The 18,998-nt window shown below is 59.5% G+C and carries 20 protein-coding genes and 2 pseudogenes; 12 read left to right on the top strand and 10 right to left on the bottom strand.

The window, feature by feature from the left end; translation table 11 throughout:
• Positions 1 to 7: 7 nt before the first annotated feature.
• Entirely contained in the window at positions 8 to 130 is a 123-nt protein-coding gene (locus PQR40_RS03760; RefSeq protein ID WP_408508433.1) for a hypothetical protein, read from the top strand.
• Positions 131 to 270: 140 nt separating this feature from the next.
• Here PQR40_RS03760 and PQR40_RS03755 read toward each other — a convergent pair whose 3' ends face one another.
• The gene (locus PQR40_RS03755) at positions 271 to 945 is read right to left on the bottom strand and encodes a hypothetical protein (RefSeq protein ID WP_408508432.1); all 675 of its coding nucleotides are present in this window, start codon (positions 943 to 945) and stop codon (positions 271 to 273) included.
• Positions 946 to 1,010: 65 nt separating this feature from the next.
• Positions 1,011 to 1,223, bottom strand: a complete 213-nt coding sequence (locus PQR40_RS03750) for a hypothetical protein (RefSeq protein ID WP_408508431.1) — start codon at positions 1,221 to 1,223, stop codon at positions 1,011 to 1,013.
• 267 nt (positions 1,224 to 1,490) lie between these two features.
• On the opposite strand from PQR40_RS03750, the gene PQR40_RS03745 reads away from it, so the two are divergent.
• Positions 1,491 to 3,422, top strand: coding sequence for an NHL repeat-containing protein (locus tag PQR40_RS03745; RefSeq protein ID WP_408508430.1), 1,932 nt, complete (start codon positions 1,491 to 1,493; stop codon positions 3,420 to 3,422).
• Between the two features lie 225 nt (positions 3,423 to 3,647).
• Here the strand turns inward: PQR40_RS03745 and PQR40_RS03740 are convergent, their stop codons facing one another.
• Complete coding sequence (locus PQR40_RS03740) at positions 3,648 to 4,571, bottom strand: LysR substrate-binding domain-containing protein (protein WP_408388317.1); 924 nt, start codon at positions 4,569 to 4,571, stop codon at positions 3,648 to 3,650.
• Positions 4,572 to 4,767: 196 nt separating this feature from the next.
• Between PQR40_RS03740 and PQR40_RS03735 the strand changes: the two genes are divergently transcribed.
• The 4 genes from PQR40_RS03735 to PQR40_RS03720 all read left to right on the top strand — a co-directional run bounded on the left by PQR40_RS03735 (position 4,768) and on the right by PQR40_RS03720 (position 8,888).
• On the top strand, positions 4,768 to 5,634 hold the full coding sequence (locus PQR40_RS03735; RefSeq protein WP_408508460.1) for a transketolase: 867 nt from the start codon (positions 4,768 to 4,770) through the stop codon (positions 5,632 to 5,634).
• Positions 5,631 to 6,632, top strand: coding sequence for a transketolase family protein (locus PQR40_RS03730; RefSeq protein WP_408388315.1), 1,002 nt, complete (start codon positions 5,631 to 5,633; stop codon positions 6,630 to 6,632). The genes PQR40_RS03735 and PQR40_RS03730 overlap by 4 nt, the downstream gene beginning before the upstream one ends.
• Positions 6,633 to 6,641: 9 nt before the next feature.
• Entirely contained in the window at positions 6,642 to 7,487 is an 846-nt protein-coding gene (locus PQR40_RS03725) for an NAD(P)-dependent oxidoreductase (protein WP_408337762.1), read from the top strand.
• A gap of 75 nt (positions 7,488 to 7,562) precedes the next feature.
• Positions 7,563 to 8,888 (top strand): MFS transporter, encoded by a 1,326-nt coding sequence (locus tag PQR40_RS03720; RefSeq protein ID WP_408337760.1) that lies wholly within the window; start codon positions 7,563 to 7,565, stop codon positions 8,886 to 8,888.
• Between the two features lie 288 nt (positions 8,889 to 9,176).
• Here PQR40_RS03720 and PQR40_RS03715 read toward each other — a convergent pair whose 3' ends face one another.
• Positions 9,177 to 9,947, bottom strand: a complete 771-nt coding sequence (locus tag PQR40_RS03715; RefSeq protein WP_408508429.1) for an APH(3')-II family aminoglycoside O-phosphotransferase — start codon at positions 9,945 to 9,947, stop codon at positions 9,177 to 9,179.
• A 23-nt stretch (positions 9,948 to 9,970) separates the two neighbouring features.
• Positions 9,971 to 10,165, bottom strand: coding sequence for a hypothetical protein (locus PQR40_RS03710; RefSeq protein ID WP_408508428.1), 195 nt, complete (start codon positions 10,163 to 10,165; stop codon positions 9,971 to 9,973).
• An 88-nt stretch (positions 10,166 to 10,253) separates the two neighbouring features.
• On the opposite strand from PQR40_RS03710, the gene PQR40_RS03705 reads away from it, so the two are divergent.
• Both PQR40_RS03705 and PQR40_RS03700 read left to right on the top strand, forming a co-directional pair.
• Positions 10,254 to 10,997 carry an SDR family NAD(P)-dependent oxidoreductase gene (locus PQR40_RS03705; protein WP_408241492.1) on the top strand — a complete coding sequence of 248 codons (744 nt, stop codon included), beginning with the start codon at positions 10,254 to 10,256 and terminating at the stop codon, positions 10,995 to 10,997.
• Positions 10,998 to 11,220: 223 nt separating this feature from the next.
• Positions 11,221 to 11,472 (top strand): hypothetical protein, encoded by a 252-nt coding sequence (locus PQR40_RS03700; RefSeq protein WP_408508459.1) that lies wholly within the window; start codon positions 11,221 to 11,223, stop codon positions 11,470 to 11,472.
• A 658-nt stretch (positions 11,473 to 12,130) separates the two neighbouring features.
• Here PQR40_RS03700 and PQR40_RS03695 read toward each other — a convergent pair.
• Positions 12,131 to 12,775: pseudogene (locus PQR40_RS03695) on the bottom strand (FGGY family carbohydrate kinase); the annotation flags it as partial.
• A 201-nt stretch (positions 12,776 to 12,976) separates the two neighbouring features.
• Here PQR40_RS03695 and PQR40_RS03690 point away from each other — a divergent pair.
• The gene (locus tag PQR40_RS03690) at positions 12,977 to 13,351 is read left to right on the top strand and encodes a VOC family protein (RefSeq protein ID WP_408337756.1); all 375 of its coding nucleotides are present in this window, start codon (positions 12,977 to 12,979) and stop codon (positions 13,349 to 13,351) included.
• 197 nt (positions 13,352 to 13,548) lie between these two features.
• Here PQR40_RS03690 and PQR40_RS03685 read toward each other — a convergent pair.
• Together PQR40_RS03685 and PQR40_RS03680 are read right to left on the bottom strand one after the other, a co-directional pair.
• Positions 13,549 to 13,683: pseudogene (locus PQR40_RS03685) on the bottom strand (LysR substrate-binding domain-containing protein); the annotation flags it as partial.
• 291 nt (positions 13,684 to 13,974) lie between these two features.
• On the bottom strand, positions 13,975 to 14,373 hold the full coding sequence (locus tag PQR40_RS03680; protein ID WP_408241486.1) for a VOC family protein: 399 nt from the start codon (positions 14,371 to 14,373) through the stop codon (positions 13,975 to 13,977).
• 109 nt (positions 14,374 to 14,482) lie between these two features.
• Between PQR40_RS03680 and PQR40_RS03675 the strand changes: the two genes are divergently transcribed.
• On the top strand, positions 14,483 to 15,094 hold the full coding sequence (locus PQR40_RS03675) for a TetR/AcrR family transcriptional regulator (protein ID WP_408241483.1): 612 nt from the start codon (positions 14,483 to 14,485) through the stop codon (positions 15,092 to 15,094).
• Between the two features lie 363 nt (positions 15,095 to 15,457).
• On the opposite strand, the gene PQR40_RS03670 is transcribed toward PQR40_RS03675, so the two are convergent.
• Positions 15,458 to 16,033, bottom strand: a complete 576-nt coding sequence (locus PQR40_RS03670) for a TetR/AcrR family transcriptional regulator (protein ID WP_408388305.1) — start codon at positions 16,031 to 16,033, stop codon at positions 15,458 to 15,460.
• Between the two features lie 131 nt (positions 16,034 to 16,164).
• Here PQR40_RS03670 and PQR40_RS03665 point away from each other — a divergent pair, with 131 nt between their 5' ends.
• Together PQR40_RS03665 and PQR40_RS03660 are read left to right on the top strand one after the other, a co-directional pair.
• On the top strand, positions 16,165 to 16,899 hold the full coding sequence (locus PQR40_RS03665; RefSeq protein ID WP_408508427.1) for an SDR family NAD(P)-dependent oxidoreductase: 735 nt from the start codon (positions 16,165 to 16,167) through the stop codon (positions 16,897 to 16,899).
• A 104-nt stretch (positions 16,900 to 17,003) separates the two neighbouring features.
• The gene (locus PQR40_RS03660; protein ID WP_408337748.1) at positions 17,004 to 17,603 is read left to right on the top strand and encodes an NADPH-dependent F420 reductase; all 600 of its coding nucleotides are present in this window, start codon (positions 17,004 to 17,006) and stop codon (positions 17,601 to 17,603) included.
• A 411-nt stretch (positions 17,604 to 18,014) separates the two neighbouring features.
• Here PQR40_RS03660 and PQR40_RS03655 read toward each other — a convergent pair whose 3' ends face one another.
• A complete protein-coding gene (locus tag PQR40_RS03655) occupies positions 18,015 to 18,899 on the bottom strand; it encodes a MurR/RpiR family transcriptional regulator (protein ID WP_408241471.1) in 885 nt (294 codons plus the stop codon).
• Positions 18,900 to 18,998 lie beyond the last annotated feature (99 nt).

The following is an 18,998-nucleotide window of genomic DNA, read 5'->3' as shown; positions in this document are numbered from 1 at the left end:
GTTTGTAATGGACGGTGATCGCGTCAAGGCGTTGCGGCACTGGAACGCGATTGCCGAGTTTGTCCTGACGCGTTCCGAGGATGGCGACACGCTCGACACAATGGAGGAAGACGAGCCGGCAGATGACTAGCGACACGCTCCATCGGGGGATGCCCTGGCTCCAGTCTGACACGTGGCTACCGGCCGTTGCATCGTTGGACTGCTTTGCCAGTCAGGAAGTGCCGAAGGCACCGCACGGGTCTGGGGACGGAGCGGTGCGCATGATCGAGGCTACGGTTTCACCGCGTAACGCACCAGTTCCATTGCGGTCGTCGCGGGTGCGCCCTTTCCGGCCATGCGGCCTTGAAACTCCTCCCTGACAACACGCTTGACGCTCGGGGCGTACCACAGTGTCTCCTCCATCGGCCCACCTCCGGCGCCAGCTTGCGGCGACCAGACTCCCGTCATCCTGATCCTGATCGCGGAGAATGAGCCGGCCTTTGTCTTGATCTCTTCAACACCTTGCACTTCGCACTGGGCTCGCCGTAGCACAGTCGTGCCCGCTTCGCCGGAGGCCTGGCAATCCGCCTCGTAGCGCGTTCCGGCTCCCAGCGGAAAATGAAGCGCGATACCGCAGGCGTGCTGGGCAGCTTCGTTGGGAATCACGTTTGCTTCAGAGGTCAGTTTTACACGCCCGCCTCCGGGGCCTATCAGAAGAGAGGCACTCCCATCGGCATGGACGGATGTCACGGTTTGGGTGATGGTCTTACTCTTTCCGGACAGCAGGTCGGACCACAGATAGGTCCAGTTGTCTCCGGTCCTGTAGTGCGGCGCATCCTGAGGCAGAAGGATGGATTCTGCGCCGGACGCGGCACTGGTTGATGCAGCAAACCCCGCCACCAGCAGGCACGCGACCGCCCGCGAGCCAATATGCATGGAAGAGCGCTTGCTTTCGATTGCTTTCATGTCTAGCCCTCGTGTGGACGGATTCGGGTTGAACAGGCGCGAATCGAATTCGACCATTTGCAAAATCAACCGTTCTGAGACGAATGAAACGCGTCACATATCGGTAGAAATTTCGCCGTCCAAAAAGACGGCGTCTCGCGGCTGCCGTGCGCTGCGATGAAATATGCAAGCAGACGATCCTTGACGCCTTGTCCCGCCAGCCTGGTGAACACTTCGGATTTCGCAACGCCATCCGATAGAAGCTGCAAGACCTGAGCTTTGATTTCTTTTCGATTCATTGACTCCATCCCTATGTTTTTTGGTAACGGTCAAAACACCCTGATTCATTCGCTATGCATAGCGATACGCCGGGACAAGGCGAAATATTACCTGTTGCGCGAGAAGGAGAGGAGAGACCCATTCACGTTCGCTTGCAAAGTCGCAGAGCGGCTTGTAAAGGCGCAATGAGTTGCATATGGTCATACGTGGGTCACCGATCACGAATTTGAAATCTGACTGGCCGACTATTCACGTGAATGATCACTACATTCTGGAGAGCATCAGTCATGGTCGAGAAAAAACGAATTCATGCTGTGCTACTCGCCGTAGCGATCGCCACGATCGCGCCGGCGTGTCAGGCGGAAAACACCACCGACTGGCTGGCGAACACCTATGGCACCCTCGCCGCCCATGTGGGTAACACCGCGCGTTCCATGTGGGTCGCGCCCGAAGGTGTCATCTATACGGCCTCCATGTGGGACGAATACGAGGGTGGCGTGGCTATCTACCAGGCCGGCAAGAGCCTCGGCTCGATCGGCGCACACGGCGAGTTTCAGGGCAGCGCGATCACGGGTAACGCGACGTCGATCTACGTGGCACTGCAGCCTGGCGGGACGTACGGAAGCGGAGCGGTAGGACGATACAACCGCACCACCAAGGCTCGCGATCTTTTGATTCAGATCAGCGCGTTGAACAACCAGCCTCGGGTCGATGTCGTCACCGGGCTCGCCACGGCGGGCTCGCTCCTCTATGCGAGCGACTTCTATGGCAATCGTGTTCGGATCTTCACTACCGACGGCGTCTGGAAGCGGGACATCAACGTCACAGGCCCGGGCGCTCTCGCACTGGATGGCGCAGGCAACATCTGGGTCGCACAGAAGAGTGAGGGCTCGATCGTCGGGTTCAGTCCAACCGGCGGCCTGTTGAACACCATCCGGATGCCAGGTGGGTCGCTGCCATCGGCGCTTTATTTCGATGCGTTGTCGGGGCAGCTCGTGGTCGGGGACGAAGGTCCCGACATGAACATCAAGCGCTACAAGCTCTCGGGCACGCCGACGCTGGCCGGCACATTCGGCATTCAGGGCGGTTATCTCGACACCACGACGGGAATCAAAGGCCAGGTTGGCGACAAGCGGTTCACTCGCGTCGTAGGCATCGGCAAGGACACCGCAGGCAACCTCTATGTGCTCAACAACCCGTGGGGCGGCAGTTGGGACCTCGGCCGCGACGGCGGCACCGACATTCACTCCTACAACAGTTCTGGTCGCCTGCAATGGAAGCTTCAGTCTCTCAACTTTGAGGGGATCGCCGCTCCAGACCCGGGTACTGACGGTGTCTACTTCTATGGAGGCACCAACATCTATACCGGCCCCGCAGGGGGAACCTTCGTAGCGAACACGGTCGATCCGATTGCCTATCCATCTGATCCACGCATCAACATCAACGATCGCTCACGGGATGAGCACTTCGGTCAACTTGCCACCGTCGGCGCCAACCGGATTCTCGTGGCGTCCGGCCAGAACCCCGATACCTACTACTTCTTCCACTTCAATGCTGCGAATGGCTACATCGCGATACCGGACGCCACGCTTCCCGGTCCGGCGTTCAAGGCGACCGCGTCGGTCAGGGACGGATTCTGCATCGACAGCAAGGGGGGCGTGTGGGCCGGCCTCGACAAGACCGGTTACATCTACCACTATCCGCTGATCGGCTTCGACGCCAGCGGCAAGCCAACATGGGGACCCGGTATTCCCATCCGCATTCCCGACAGCATCAAGCCGTTGACGCGCATCGTCTACCTCGCGGACAGCGACACCATGATTCTCGGACAGGGCATGGTTGGGAGTACGGACTGGACGTCGATAGGCTCGCGGATCGAGGTGTATCACGGCTGGAGTGCGGGCAATACCACGGCACCCAATCCGGTGATCAAGCTCGCCCACGCCGGCGCCAAATCGATTGACGCGGCCGGCAGCTATCTATTTGTCGGTTACTGGTTCAGCGGCGGCCAAGCTTTGCCGAACATCGACGCATTCAATCTGGCTACAGGAAATCTCGACACCACGCTGGTCAACACCAGTACCGGTACCGTCGACGCCAGCAGCGCCATCGATTCGATGTACGGCATCAGGGCATACCTTCGATCGACGGGCGAGTACGTGGTCACGAAGAACAACGTCAAGGGTTCCAGTATCACCGTTTATCGCTGGACGCCCTGACCTGTGGTTGTTTTGGTTTGGGCCTTTCGATTTCAGAACCCATTTAAGGACCCACTTGTACTAGTTGTTACGACGAGGGGAAATCATGAACCGTGGCAGGGCATGAAATGGCTGAACAAGGCGAAGTGTGAGCCGACCCCGGCGAGCGAATGGACGCTCGCCGGCTATGAAGAGACACTGACCACTATGGCGTTGAACGGCGGAAGCGCGCGACGAAGCGGACACTCAAAATTCTGCCTCGTCGATCTCGCCGTCCGGAACCGGATGATGGACTCTCAACTCCCGAAGCAGCCAGGTCTTGAAGGTGTCAAACGCCTGGTGATAATGAAGCCGTTTCGGATAAACGAGGTAGTGCCCGATATAGGGCACTTCGCGCGTACGCCCGAGCAGCGGGCACGCCAACGTCCCGTTCTTCAGTTCACGGTCGGCCAGCAGCGTCGATTCGAGCACGACGCCGAGTCCGTCGACCGCGGCTGCGATGGCCATTGAACTGCGGTCGAAGTGCAGGCCGTAGTGACCAGGCGGACTCAGATCGTTCGCTTCGAACCAGCCCCTCCACTGAAACATTTGAACGTCGCATTGGATGAGCGTATGCGCATAGAGGTCTTCGGGGCCGCGGATCTGCACGGCCACGTCTGGCGCGCACAACGGCGTGAGCTTCTCCAGCGCTAGCGGAATCTTTTCGTGCGGCGATGGCTTCGGCTCACCGTACACGATGTCGAGATCGAAATCATCGTTTTCGAAGCGCGCGTAATCGGTGCTCGCGGAAAAACGCAAATCGATGTTCGGATTTTCGCGGACAAAACCCGATAGCCTGGGCAGCAGCCACTGCGTCGCGAAACTAGGCGCCGTATGCAGGCGCAGCGGACTGGGTCCGTCGGTCGCGACGAGCGCGAGTCCGCGTCGCATCTCATCCATGCCTCGCTGTACGTGCTCAAGCAGGATCGCCCCCTCGCGGGTAAGTTTCACCTCACGTGTACTGCGCTGAAACAGTCGCAGATTCAACGTCTCTTCAAGTTTGCGGATCGAATGGCTCACCGCGCTCGGCGACAGATCGAGTTCCTCTGCGGCTGTCGCGAACGACGCGGTGCGGCCGGCCGCCTCGAAGACGCGCAGGAAGGGCAGCGGTAGCTTGCGGATCGACTTCATGCGTGAATTCCATTCATGATTGGGTGCAATCCTTTCTTTTGTCAGGCCGTTTTTCCCAATGATACTCTGGCACTGCGTTGAATTGATCGACTACTGATGAATGAAGTGCACCTGTCGTCGCCAGATACCGCGGCGCACCGGGCACAGACATTCCGCAAAATACCAGGACGGAGACATGACACCCATCACCGCCTCAATGCGGCCGGCCGCCGACACGCCTGCCGGCCCCCACACGAGGCTCGCGTACCACGCATACCGGATTCGCCGCTTTGCTCTGCGTATGGGCGAAGTCCAGGGGCAAGGCTATATCGGTCAGGCGCTCGGCCTCGCCGACGTGCTTGCCGTCGCCTGGTGCCACGCCATGAAGATTCGTCCGGACGATCCCGAATGGGAAGACCGCGACCGCTTCCTGCTCTCGCACGGACACTATGCGATCGCGCTCTACGCCGCGCTGATCGAAGCCGGCATCATCCCGGAAGCCGAACTCGAAACCTACGGCTCGGACGACAGTCGCCTGCCAATGTCGGGAATGGCGACCTACACACCTGGGATGGAAATCTCGGGCGGCTCGCTTGGGCAGGGTCTGACGATCGCCGTGGGCATGGCACTGGGCCTGCGCCTCAAAGGCAATCCTGCCTTCGTCTACAACTCGATGTCCGACGGCGAACTCGACGAAGGTGCGACCTGGGAAGCGGCGCTCTCCGCTGCACATCATCGACTCTCCAACCTGATCGTCCTCGTCGACATCAACCGTCAGCAGGCGGACGGTCCCTCGCACGACATCCTCGCGTTTGAACCGCTCGCGGACAAATGGCTGGCGTTCGGCTGGCACGTTGAACGTGTCGACGGCAACGATCTCGACGCTGTGATCACCGCATTCGATCGGGCGCGCGCGCTCGCTGATGAGAAGCCGCGGGTAATCCTCTGCGACACGCTGATGGGTAAAGGCGTGCCGTTTCTTGAAGCACGTGAGAAGAACCACTTCATCCGCGTCGATCAGGAAGAGTGGCAGCAAGCGATTGCCGTGCTCGATCAGAACCATACGCAGGGAGATCGCGCATGAGCGCCGTCACTGAAAAAAAGCCCCGTCTGACCACATCGGCGATGATTGCGTCGATCGCATCGGAAGGGCAACGCACACGCCCGGCGCCGTTTGGACACGCGCTCGTGGCCGAGGCTGAGAAGCGTCAGAACATTGTCGGCATGTCCGCCGATCTGTCGAAGTACACGGACCTGCACATCTTCGGGAATGCGTTCCCCAAGCGCTTCTTTCAGATGGGAATGGCTGAGCAGCTTCTGATGGGCGCGGCTGGCGGCATGGCCAAGGAAGGCTTCATTCCGTTCGCCACCACCTACGCGGTGTTCGCGACGCGCCGCGCCTACGATTTCATCCACCAGGTGATCGCCGAGGAAAACCTCAACGTCAAAATCTGCGCCGCCTTGCCAGGACTGACGACAGGCTACGGTCCAAGCCATCAGGCCACCGAGGATATCGCGCTGATGCGCGGCATTCCGGGACTGACCATCGTCGATCCGTGCGATGCGCTCGATACCGAGCAGGCCGTTGCCGCGATCGCGGCCCACAACGGCCCCGTGTATATGCGCCTGTTGCGCGGCAAGGTGCCCGTCGTGCTCGACGACTACGACTACACGTTCGAACTGGGTAAGGCCAAACTGCTGCGCGATGGCGCCGATGTGCTGATCGTCTCGTCCGGCATCATGACGATGCGTGCGCTCGAAGCCGCGCAGGCGCTGGATGACGGATCAGCCAGCGTCGCCGTGCTGCACGTGCCGACCATCAAGCCACTCGATGAAACCACCATCATCGAACAATGCAAACGTCCGGGCCGGCTCGTCATCGTCGCGGAGAACCACAGCTGTATCGGCGGCCTTGGCGAAGCCGTCGCCACCGCGCTCATGCGTGCGCGTGTCATGCCCGAGTTCCGGCAAGTCGCGCTCCCCGATCAGTTCCTCGATGCGGGCGCTCTTCCGACGCTCCACGACCGTTACGGCATTTCGACTTCATCGATCGTCGAGAACATCAAACACTGGCTCAAGTAGGCGGACATCATGAAGGTAACTTTTGTGGGTATCGGTGCGATCGGTCTGCCGATGGCGCTACAAGTCAAGAAGGCGGGTCATAGCGTAACGGGCGTCGACCTGTCGAGCCACGCGCGTGAAATCGCGCAGGCGAGCAGCCTCGACGCTGTCGGCTCGTTCGATGCGGCGCCCGCCGCGGAGGTCGTCGTTGCGATGGTCGCCACGCCCGCGCAACTGGCTTCGTTGATCGACGGTGTGGGTGAAGCGGTGGCCGGGCAGCGCTGGATCATTATGTCGACTGTCGGCCCGGCGAGCGTGCGGGAACAGGGGGCGCGTTTGCGAGAGGCGGGTGCGCGGGTGGTCGATGCGCCCGTGACGGGCGGCGTCGCGCGAGCCAGGACGGGCGAACTGGTGATATTTGCGGCCGGCAACCGGGACGATATCAACGCGTCGTGTCCGGTGCTCGACGCAATGGGCAGCGTGCGCATCACGGGCGAGAACCTCGGCGACGGCCAGAGCATCAAGGTGGTGAATCAGCATTTGTGCTCCGTGCACATCGTTGCCGCCGCCGAGGCGTTGAATCTCGCCAGCTCGCTCGGCCTCGAGCCTGCCACGGTGCTCGAACTGATCGAGAAAGGTGCGGCGGGTTCGTGGATGTTGTCCGATCGCGGGCCGAGGATGCTGGCCGGCACCGACGTCAACGTGACAAGCGCAATCAATATTTTCGTGAAGGACAGCGATCTGGTGGCAGCCGCGGCTGAAGGTTGCGGCGCAGACGTACCGCTACTCGCAGTGGCCAACACCCGATACCACCAGGCAGCTGACGCCGGACTCGGCGCACGGGACGATAGCCGCGTGATCGAAACCTGGCGCTGAGCGACTGGCGCACAACGATCGTCGCCACGGTGCGGCACGATTCTGACTTAATAAAACGATTCGGAGACAAATGCCATGAGTACCTCATCTACGACGCTTGCCGCGAAGGACAACCCGGTCAAGGTCTCCGTTGCTTCGATGATCGGTTCGGCGGTGGAGAGCTATGACTTCTTCATCTACGGCACGGCCGCCGCCGGATGGTTCGGAAAGATATTTTTTCATACGAACGATCCGATCATCGGCATTCTCGCGGCGTTCGCCACGCTTGCAGTCGGCTTCCTGATGCGCCCGTTCGGCGGCTACCTCGCCGGTCATTTCGGCGATCGCCTGGGCCGCAAGACTGTGCTGTTCTGGTCACTGCTCGCCATGGGAGCCGCCACGGTGCTGATCGGCGCGTTGCCAACCTACGAGCAGGTCGGGGTGCTGGCGCCGGTCCTGCTGATCGTGTTGCGGATGGTGCAAGGTATCGGTTTCGGCGCTGAATGGGGCGGTGCGGTGTTGATGGCGTGCGAGCACGCTCCGGCAAAACGTCGGGGCTTTTTCGGCGCGGTGCCACAGGTCGGCATCCCGTTGGGCCTGTTGCTCGCCAACGGTGCATTCCTGCTGTCGTCACATCTGTTCGAAGGAAACTGGGTATGGCGCGCGCCATTCCTTGTGTCATTCGTGATGGTAGCGATTGGCATTTTCATCCGTTTGAGCGTGAAAGAGTCACCTGCATTCGAGGCCATCAAGGCCAGTGACACGATCGTCAAGCAGCCTGCGCTGCAGGTGATTCGCAGCGACTGGCGGATGATCCTGAAGATTATCGGATTGCGCCTGGCGGAAACGGGGGGCTATTACATCACGACCAGTTTCATGCTGTCCTACGTAATGCTGGCGCATGTGACGAGCAAGGAGAACGTGCTGTGGGGGACGATGATCGGCTCGGCCTTGGGTCTTGGCAGCCATCTGTTGTACGGCGCGCTAAGTGACAGACTGGGACGACGCCCACTTTTCCTGTTTGGCTCGCTGTTCACGATAATCTTCGGTGTGCCGATGTTCCTGTTGATCAACACTGGCGCAGGCGTCATGGTCATTACAGCGGTGTCGCTGTCGCTTCTGTTCAGTCACGATCCTATTTTTGCGGTCGAATCCAGCTGGTTCTCCGAGCAGTTTCCTGCCAATGTGCGCTCGTCAGGGATTTCGCTTGGCTACAACGGGGCGTCGGTCGTGGCAGGATTGTTGCCGTTCATCGCCACCGGACTGTTTGGCGTCGTTGGCTGGATGGGACCTGCAATCATGTTTTCGCTGCTTGGCATCATCTCCAGCCTGTGCGCGTTGTCCATGCGCGAAACCGCGCCGGCGGTGGTGGAGAAACAAGCTGTCATGCCCATGAGCCAGCATAAAATGGGTACCCGTTGAGCGTCTGAAGGGATCATCGATAGACTGCGGAAACCCGTGCGGTGATCTGAGATGTTGAATTATTCGCTCGTGTTGTCAGGACGACGCACCACGACTTTTCAATAGAATCGGCCAAATTCGGTCAGTCGATCTGGCGGTCAAATTCGTTGGCAATTACTGATCCGAACAGATCACCGGACATCAATCGCATATGCTGGATATCACGGTATCGAAGAAAGCGCCGCTTGGTGGCGATGTCGGGCGATCGGGATTGACGCTTGATGTAGTTATTTGACGTCGTTACGACGATCAGAAGAACTCATCCAACAAGCAGTAGAACGCTATGCGCCGGTGATCAGGTTTTACACCGTAATCGCGAAAGAAAGGCTCCACCCACATCTCCCCGAGATTGCGGGCAATGCTTCGCGCGGTCAGTGCAAGATCTTGATAGCGGTCACTGACACCTAGGCGACCGCAGTCGATGAAGCCAGTGAAGTTACTTCCTTCAGCCATGAAATTTGGCAAACATGCGTCCCCGTGGGTCACTACAAGGTCAGACGTTTCAGGGAGCGTCGACAGCAGCTCAGCGAGCACATCCGTAGCATTTTGTCCTAGCCGCTCATTGTCGAAGTCTGCCTCGTCAACGAGCCCGGCGCTTACACGATTCTTGGCGACTACTATGCGCTCTTCGAGGCGATGGTCGAAGGGGCATTCCGCAATAGACACCTGATGCAGGCTACGTAGTGCCATCGCCAGAATGCCGACGACTTGAGACGGAGATAAATCGTTATTACTGGCCAAATCGAGCCCGGGGACTGCCGTCATGAGCAGCCAGTGGCGGTTGTATTCCGTCGTATCGCCGAGTACTGTAGGTCCAGGCAGATCGAGTCGTTTCATCCAGCGAAGGCGCTCAACCTCGTCAGGAAGCTCATCTAGCAAACCAACGGGCTCGGACTTTAGAAATAGCGCCTCCCCACTGTCACAACGGATGCGAAAAACCTCCGCTCCAGATTCTCCAATGACCTGCCGCTCGATAAGTGCCCCGGCGAATTTCTCACGCCATTTGGTCGGGATATACATGTTGTCAGGTTGTCTGGAGGAATTCATATAAACGAATTGGCAAGATTGTGGACGATCTGGAAATATGCGTCGAGTCCGTCTGCGAGCGAACGGCGGCTTTGAGGCGGGTCGATTGGGCGCTCCGGGTCGAACTGAGCCAATCGCATCAGGCAGAGTGCGGCCAGTTTGAGCTGTTCGACACAGCCGCCTATATCGTCGACAATCGGCGGACCCGTCATCGATCGACCTTTACGGTCATCCGGTCCAGGGCCATGCGTACAACCTCCGCCAGTCCAAACAAACCTTACACGGCATCTCAGCGGCTCCATGAAAAATCCGTCCCCTGTCGCTCTTGTCACTGGCTCGACTTCTGGCATTGGTGCCGCGATCGCGCGGCGACTCTCCATGGACGGATTCTCAATCGTCCTGCATTCGCGAAGTTCGGCCGAAGCGGGTCATGCGTTGGCGCGTGAACTCGGATCGGCAGCATACGTGCAAGCGGATTTGTCCGATGACGCGGACAGAGTGAGGCTCATCCGCGAAGCGATTGCCGTATGGGGCCGACTCGACGTCCTGGTCAATAACGCCGGGATCAGCCGCGTTATCCCTCATGCAGATCTGGCAGCGGCGACGCCGGACGTATGGCGGGAGCTGCATGAAGTCAATGTCATTGCCCCGTTTCACCTGGTAGCCGAAGCGCAATCCGCGCTCCGTGAAGCCGCCGCACGAGGAAGTCCGGGTTGCGTCGTAAACGTAAGTTCACATGCGGGCGTCCGACCAAAGGGGGCGTCCATTCCTTACGCAGCGACCAAGGCAGCGTTAAACCACGTGACCCGCCTGCTCGCTCTTTCGCTTGCCCCGGATATCCGCGTAAATGCTGTCGCCCCTGGCTTGGTAGATACGCCTCTCACGGCGGAGTGGACACAGGCGCAGCAACTTTGGAAAGAGCGGGCGCCTATGCGCCGGGCCGCTAGTCCCGAGGATATTGCTCAGGCTGTTGCATTCCTGGTCGCCTCAAATTATCTGACGGGTGAAATTCTGCTCTCGGATGGGGGATTGAATCTTACGTAGCAAGCGCGTGACGACCGACCGGCTGCTTTGGCGCACGTTTGTTCGTTCACTCAGGGGCGCGTGCGGCCGATTCGGGAATTGAGGTGCGTTTAGTTTCTCGCCATTCATTAGTGGGCGTCTGATGACCCGCCGGCGTGGCGGCGTCATACTGGGTGCGAGCGGCGTTCTCAAGCCGTACGGCTGGCTATCGTGCGTACCAATCTTATGTGGGAAAATCAAAATGATGAAGAAGACGAGAATTTCGATCATTCTGCTCATGCTGGCGGTTCTCAGCCCGCTGGCGCATGCGAGCGTGGCTACAGGCGCCCACGAGTTCAAGAACGATGTCAAGACGGCAGGCAAGAAGAGCGGGCATGCTGTGCGCGATGCCGCGCACGCGGTCGGCCGCGGTACGAAGAAGGCCGGCCATGCCGTTGCCGATGCAACAAGGCACGGCTATCACGCGACGAAAAAGGTCGTGACAGGGCATGGATAAGGGTCGCTTCGCGGCGACTAGGGTGACGACTGCGGGTCGAGGCGCCCTGCATCAGTCGAAATGTCGTATCCAGCGATAGTTATGGCCACCGTGCCGTTCTCGGGGAGCTGGCGATGGGCGACGAGCTTCGTCAGGTAACTATCAAGCCGCATCGAGGTGCGCCATCGCCGGTTAGTGGCGCCCCCACCGTGAATCAACCCGACTCCAGGCTCAATAGGTCCATCGAACCTTCTGACGGCGAGGCCCTTCGTTTGATATGTACAGTGACTTTTCTGTTACCAACACAGTTGCATTCACCCGCGTGATACAGGAGGGCTGGCATTGAAAATGGAGCGCATCCACGCTCCGGAAGCGTAGCCAGTGGCGAACCGGTACACCCGTCACCGAGTGTGAATGGCGGCTTCACCGGAGCGCGACCGACCGCTCAGGGTCTTGGATTCAACCGGTTGATCGCGTCTGTCGAAGGCGGACATCCGAAACCAGTCGCAGCATCCATAGGTTGAATGACTACTTTGGCCGCCCAGACAGCGGTCACTCATCTGGAAAACTCGTCTTTAAGCGCCGCATATAGCCTGCGATATCGCGCAAGCCGATCCCCGATCAGCGACCACTGTCCTGCGTCGGGCTCGCATACCTCGATCGTTGCCGGAGACGTACACACCTGCGCGACCTTCTCCTTCGTCACGGCCAGCCTCGGCATGTGCTCACGCGAAAGGCCGGTTGCGGAGAGCATCCTGTCCGACCAGTCACGCTTTGCAACGTCGAGCCACAGCATGCCCGACGCATCAGACATGTCGGAGACGAACTCGCCAGTTAGCCGCCACGCCACGTAGTCCTTCGGCAACAGGACCTTGTGCGCGGCGCGGAACACGGCCGGTTCGTATTTAGACAGCCAGAGCAGTTTCGGCGCGGTGAAACCCGGCATCGCGAGGTTGCCGGTAATCGAGCGCGATTCGGGCACCAGTGCTTCGAGCTCCACATATTCGGCAAACGCCCGAGTGCCGTTCCACAGGATCGCCGGGCGTAACACCTGACCGGCGCGATCAAGCAGGGTCGCGCCATGCCTCTGTCCGGATAGCCCAATGCCGCGTAGCGCCGAAAAGCCAGCGGGATTGGACGCCCGTACCTGCGCGATGGCATCGAGTGTGGCGTGCCACCATGCCTGCGGGCTCTGTTCGGACCCGTGGGGGTGAATTTGCTCGACTTCAAGTCGTGCATTGCCGGTGGCGATCGTGTGCGATTCGTCGTCAGTGAGTAGCGCTTTTACCTCGGAGGTCCCAAGGTCGATTCCAAGGAAAGTCAAGAGTGTCGTCCTGGTTCTTGCGGCCGGCTCGTCTAGTGCATCGACCGCTTGGCGACCCTGTCTTCGCCAGACCGAACTGCATCGTGCGGATGCCATAGCCCGACTGCCACCGGTGGCTACTTGTGGCTACGTGTGGCAACATCGCGGTGATCTCTAAATCACGTTAGGACTTGCACAGGTCCATACACCTCAGGAGAACTCATGTTTGACCACGTCAAATTCGGAGTCAGCGACTATGCAGCGAGCAAAGCGTTTTTCCTCAAGGCACTCGAACCGCTTGGCGTAGCTGTTGTCTCGGAGGGGTCGCCGACGTACGGTGTCGAGCTTAGCCCACAGGGCAAGGCGTCATTGTGCCTGTACCAGACCGAGGAGAAGCCGGCGCATCTGCACCTGGCGTTTACGGCCGGGAATCGCCAGCAAGTCGACGCTTTCTATCGCGCGGCTCTGGAGGCGGGCGGCAAAGACAATGGTGCGCCTGGTCTGCGCCCGCACTACCACGCGAACTACTATGCAGCTTTTGTCATTGCGCCGGACGGGCACAACATCGAAGTGGTTTGCCACCAGCCCGAGGCCTAACCCTTCCATCGAGCGGACGCGCGAGGCTGGCCGCGTCTCATGTCAAACGTTGAGCGTCCGTATTCGGCGGTCTGCTGGGCGTTTCGAGCGCCCAGCTATGGGTCCGCTGCCGTCGATCGCAGTCAGGCTGTGAGCGGTCCAAAGCAGCCTTTCAATTGCCCATCCTCAATCGCTGATAATCTGAATGAAGCTTGAAGTCACCGATGTGCAGAATGCGTCGGATGACGCAGCGCATTAGCAACGACGACGAACGCAGGAGTCGGCTGGTGGCGGCTGGGATAGTACAGATGAAAACCAGAGAACGACGGGCACCAGTCGGACAGCACCCGCACATCTGCAGGCGCGCGTCGGTAAATAACTCCCATCTATACAACATGCCAGTTGGCACGGGGAAGGACCGTCATGTCAGAAAGCATCGCAGGAAAAATTGCCTTCATTACTGGCGGTGACTATCTGATGGTTGGGGGCGTTACCGTATCCTGCTGGTTCGGATCGCTGGCGCCGCAGTAGCGATCGCGGTGTGGCTCCTGACTCAGAAGCGGCCACCGCAGCCTCGCGGCGGGGGGCACGATAAGGTAACGAGGGCAGGCCGGAGGCGGACGCCAATTCCCTTTCACATTCGCTCAGCGGGCGCCGAACCGCTGCTTCGCGGCGTCGGTCACGGGCGTGTACATGCCCACGAGCGTCCCTTCGGGGTCGCGGAACTGAGCCGCGCGATTGCCCCAAGGCATCATCTTCGGCTCGTGCACCACGGGCACTTCATCTTTCAGCCTTGCGAACTCGGCATCTACGTCTTCGACCTGGAACTCCACGATAGCGGTGCGATTGGAGGCGGGCTCAGCGCTTCCTTCCTTGAATAACGCCACGGTCTCGGCGGCGCCGATCGCAAGCGTTGCCGCCGGAGTGACGATTTCTGCGAATACGGGCGCCAGCCATTCCGCCTGTTGGCCCGTCACCTTCTCGTAAAAGCTGACGAGGGTTTTGATGTCGCGGGCAATGAGCCGCGTGGAAGCGAATTTCATAACAACCACCTTTTGCGTGAAGTGGGAAAATTGAACAAGGGTGTGATTGCCCATGAACGTACGATACGCTACAGTAGCGTATCGTATCTTGTCTACCTTATTTCTGCTCATGCGAAAGAAAACCACAGTCACCGAACCAGGTGCGCCGGCTGTTGCTGAGCCTGACGTCGAGGCGCTCGACGAAAGGGTCCGCCGCTCGCGGGCGACCGTGCTTGGCGTCACGGCAGAATTACTCTTCGAACGTGGCCTTAGTGGCGCGAGCGTCGATGAAATCTCGCGTCGCTCGGGCGTCGCGAAGACCACGATCTATCGGCACTGGCCAACCCGGGCTGACCTGCTGCGAGATGCCTGCTCGACGCTCAGCACGCCTCAAGACGTACCAGACACCGGAGACTTCGAGAGCGACGTCACGGCGCTGATGACAAGTCTCGCGAAGCTGCTGCGGTCAGCCAAATGGACCTCAGTGCTGCCTTCGATCATTGATGCCGCCGAGCGGGACCCCGACATCGCCGATATGTACAGCAAACTTCAACGGGGTTATTCGATGCCTTTTGAGGTCGTCATCCAGCGGGCGGTGCGCAAGGGAGAACTGCCGAAGAACACGGATGCTGCCATGCTGATCGCGGCGCTTACGGGCTCGCTTTTTTATCGCCGCTGGTTTTCGCGGGAGCCCCTGACAGATGCGTTCGCGAAGCAGATCGTCAAGCGGGTTATCCGTTAAACCGGAAAGTAGCCGGTCGTGACAGGAGGCTCTGGGCTACTGGCGACTCACATCGGCCGCTCATATTGCATGCCATCGCATGCAATATGAGCGGTTGCGTGTGGACGACGGCGACGAAGCAACATAGCGAGCCTATTTCACCGTAGGGTTGTGCCGATCCCTGATCGGCCATGCGCGGTCGCTGGGTAGTGAGACAGATCAGCCGCTCCAACGTCTCATCGCCTTCGTCAACAGCCGCTCAAAACTCCCGACACGATCAACTGCATTCGTCACCTTTGCCAAGACTTTTGTGCATAGGATCGCCGGCGCCGGTCATAGCGGACGCCATCCGGCGCAGTGCAGACAACAATGCGTTGCACGCTGTTACGTTGCCTTCTTGATATCGTTGCCAGGCCGATTTGTCAGGATGGCGCTCGTAATAACATGAAAGAGATGATCCCCCCGTGACGCGAATGCGGGCTGGCCGGCGAGCCAGCCGAGCGCCGACATCAGGGCGAACAGGTCGACCCCATCCATATCGGCGCGCGCCGTTCCCTCGGCTTGAGCGCGGAGCAGTAGTCGCGCGCCCGCTGAACGCAGCGCTGTGCTCGAAGCGTGAAGCGCGGAGTCCGGGTCCGCGTGCGCGGTCGCAAACAAGGCGCAAATACCGTTATAGGTATGAACGAATGCAAGCCCTTCGCGAAACCAGGACACCAGCGCTTCGTCAGGTGGATTCGACGTTTCGAGTTCGGCTGCCTGCTGTATCAGTTCGTCCACGTTCATGCGCAGCAACGCTTCGAACAAGGCTTCTCGTGTCGGGAAATGGCGAAACAGCGTGGCCAACCCGACGTTGGCCCGGCGGGCGATATCTCGCATGGACGCGTCGGCACCATGCTCTGTGACGACGTCGCGCGCGACCGCAAGTAGATGGCTGTAATTTTTTCTGGCGTCGGCTCGCACGGGTTTTCCTTGACAAACGGATCGGTGATCCGTATATAATGAATTCGTATCTGGATCAGTGATCCACAAGATACCGCACATGTGTGCAAATTGGAACAGGGACGCAGTCCGACACCACGAAAGGAGAAGTCATGGGAAAGCTTGAGGGTAAGGTTGCAGTCATCACGGGTGGATCGAGCGGCATGGCACTGGCGAGCGCCAAGCGGTTCGTTGAAGAAGGCGCCTATGTTTTCATCACGGGCCGGAGGCAGGAGGCGCTCGACGAGGCCGTCAAGCTGATTGGCCGGAACGTGACGGGGGTGCGCGGCGACGCGGCCAATCTAGGCGACCTCGACCGCCTGTTCGATACAGTCAAGCGGGAAAAGGGCAAGATCGACATCCTGTTCGCGAGCGCAGGCACGGGCGAAGCCGTCCCTCTGGGCGAGATTACCGAGCAGCACTTCGATGCGACCTTCAGTCTGAATACGCGCGGAACGCTGTTTGCGGTTCAGAAGGCGTTGCCGCTGTTCAACGATGGTGGATCGATCTTCATGACCGGGTCAGTTGCTTCGGTGAAAGGTTTTCCTGGTTATGGCGTGTATTCGGCGAGCAAGGCGGCGTTGCGCTCATTCGCACGCACCTGGCTTAACGAACTGAGGGGCAGGAATATCCGGGTGAACGTGCTGAGCCCGGGGCCGATCGCCACACCGATGCAGGACCAGGTTCTTACCGAGGAGGCGAAGCGGATGTTCGAATCCCTGATACCGCGGGGAAAGATGGGTCGTCCTGAGGAAATTGCGACGGTCGCGCTGTTTCTTGCTTCAGACGATTCGAGCTTCGTGAATGGGGTGGAGTTGTCTGTCGACGGCGGCTTCTCGGCCATCTGAAATCGCGCCGAAAAGCGTGTAGAAGGACCTGTCAACTCGACGAAAATGATCCGATCTGTATCGATAAATATGGATTCCTTACAAATACTGAATGGAGAGTTCGCATGAGCTATTCGATTATTGGCTTTGGCGCGGTAGGCCAGGCACTCGCCCAAGCGTTTGCAAGAAAGAACATCGATGTGACCGTCGCCAGCCGGCGCCCTCCCGAGACGTTGATGCAGCAGGCACGAGCGATCGGCCCCACCGTTGTCCCCAGGACGTTGCAGGATGCAATCGCGTCCGACACGATCTTCCTGGCGGTTCCGTTTTGGGAACATCGCGAAGTCGCGAAGCAGATCACAACCTGGCAGGGCAAGACGATCATCGACACGACAAATGCTTTTGGTGTTCCCGTTGAAGACCTGGAGGGGCAACCGTCGTCCGTAGTTGTCGCCAAAGCGTTTGCCGGCGCCAGGTTCGTAAAGGGCTTTAACCATCTGCCCGCTGCCGTTCTGGCCGCTGATCCGAGCGTGAATGGCGGCAGCCGCGTCGTGTTTTTGTCGAGCGATGACAAAAATGCGATGGCACCGGTCGCGGTTCTGGCCGAACAACTCGGTTTCGCGCCGATTGCGCTAGGACCGCTCAAAGATGGCGGCTTGCTCGTCCAGGCCAAGGGGAATACCTGGGCTGAACTGATCTTCAAGGATCTCGTCAAGTTCAAATAGCGGCGCGTCACGACAAAGTCACAGCGGCCACGCGCATCGCTGAACGCGTGCTGGTGATCTGATCGAGATTCAGTTGGTGCTTCTGAGCGAGGGCATGATGGCCGGTAGCGACCCGCCGGCTGCGAGCGCCCGTACGGCAGACGTGATGGGGGCGGATGTCCGTTCGGAATTGGAAAGCGGTCGTTGCCGACAAGGTGACCCGAATGACGGCTCAGGGTCGGGTACGGAAGTTTGGCATTCGGCCGCGGCCACTGCTGCTTAGCCTGACCGCGTACTTCCGGGTTCGGCCAGCTTGAGACGTTCGACAAGCTACGAAAATCGTCAACAATCGGTGTTCATCCCTCCAACATTGCTCGAGCATCACCTCTGCCTACCAGGTGCGTCAGGCTCTTTAGAAAAATCTCTACGTTTTCACTCGAACTCGCGCAAACTCTCGTGCAATATTTCGACCCGCTGTAAATGGCTGCTGCCCCGTTCGAGCAGGCGTTCGGCAACCAGTGAGCAGATCAGATTGACCACCGCCGTCATGCCGACGTTGCTGTCGAACAGCATCAGGCCATCCGTGTGGCAACGGATCACCCAGCGCGCCAATCGCGCCGGCTTCCCCGCAATGACGTCCGACATATACACAATCGGTACGCCGGCCTCGGCGAGTGCAACTGCGGCAAGACCGACCGCCGGCACACGGCGCCGCAAACCGACGATGATTGCGACATCCTTCGCGGCGAGGTCGCCGAGATATTCGCCCATGGTGTCGCCCGGCGCAGGCAACAACACCACGTCGGAGCGCACCTGAATCAGTTCGCGCCTGATCATTGTGGCCACCGTATGACTATGCCGATACCCAATGATCACCACGCGCCGCGCGTACGCAACTGCTTCGACCACCTCGCTCAGCACGCGCGTATCGAGCGACCGATACGTGCTCGCCAGATTCTCGACCTCGTGCTGCAAATGCGCCTGAATCACGTCGTCGAGTTTCGTACTCGCGCTCTTGCGGCCCCTATCCTGTAGATACAACGGCGAACCGCCGACCTGCGCCGCGCGTGCAATCGCACGCGCGTCGTCATAAGACGTATATCCGAGCTTCTGAAAAAAACGCGTCGTGGTCGCTTTCGACACCTGCGCGGTCGCCGCTAGTTCCGTGGCGGTTTGCATCGCCAGTTGCCCCGGCGCACTCAGAATGACATCGGCCAACCGTTGATCGATCTCGGACAGTTCGTCATAGCATTCGGCGATGCGACTTTCGATCGACTGCGGTGCGCGCTTTTCCTGTTTCGTTTGAGCTTTTGACATTTCGATGCTTGTGAGTAAGTGGAGCGCCCGCCGTGGTGCAACGTCGGCACCGCGAACGTGCATTGCCGTTCTCTTGCACGCAGCAGGTGCAGTCAGTTG

The organism is Paraburkholderia sediminicola (assembly GCF_046026855.1).
In the GTDB taxonomy this organism is placed as follows: Bacteria; Pseudomonadota; Gammaproteobacteria; order Burkholderiales; family Burkholderiaceae; genus Paraburkholderia; species Paraburkholderia sediminicola_A.
Note: the sequence above shows the minus strand (reverse complement) of the source record. Positions and strands in the feature narration are given on the sequence as shown.